The sequence below is a fragment of the Variovorax sp. 01N429 genome (assembly GCF_056399425.1).
In genome coordinates, this window is the sequence record NZ_JBFTRG010000236.1 from 1 (window position 1) to 369 (window position 369).

The 369-nt window shown below is 66.9% G+C and carries 1 protein-coding gene; it reads left to right on the forward strand.

What is annotated here, in order from left to right:
* Positions 1–369 (forward strand): C-terminal helicase domain-containing protein (locus tag AC1DSF_RS31405; protein WP_478184215.1); only part of this gene is annotated, 369 nt, incomplete at both ends.

Genomic DNA, 369 nt, shown 5'->3' on the forward strand with positions numbered 1-369 from the left:
ACTCTGGACTACCTGGAGGAGAACCTCGCCCTCGGGCCGATCCTGCGGATCGACGGCACGGTACCGCTGGCCAAGCGTCGCGAAGTCCTCGAACGGTTCGCCGCCACCCCGGGCGCGATACTGCTCGCCACGGACGCCGCGGGCGAAGGCCTCAATCTCCAGGGTGCCTGCCACGTCGTCGTGCACTACGAGCTGCCGTGGAACCCGAACCGCCTGGAGCAGCGCAACGGCCGAGTGGACCGGTACGGCCAGCAGCACATCGTGGAGATCAGCTACCTGTACCTGGCTGACACCCGCGACGAGGAGATCCTGCAGCGCCTGAGGGAGAAGCTCGACGTCATCACCAAGCAGCTCGGTTCGAGCAGCGAC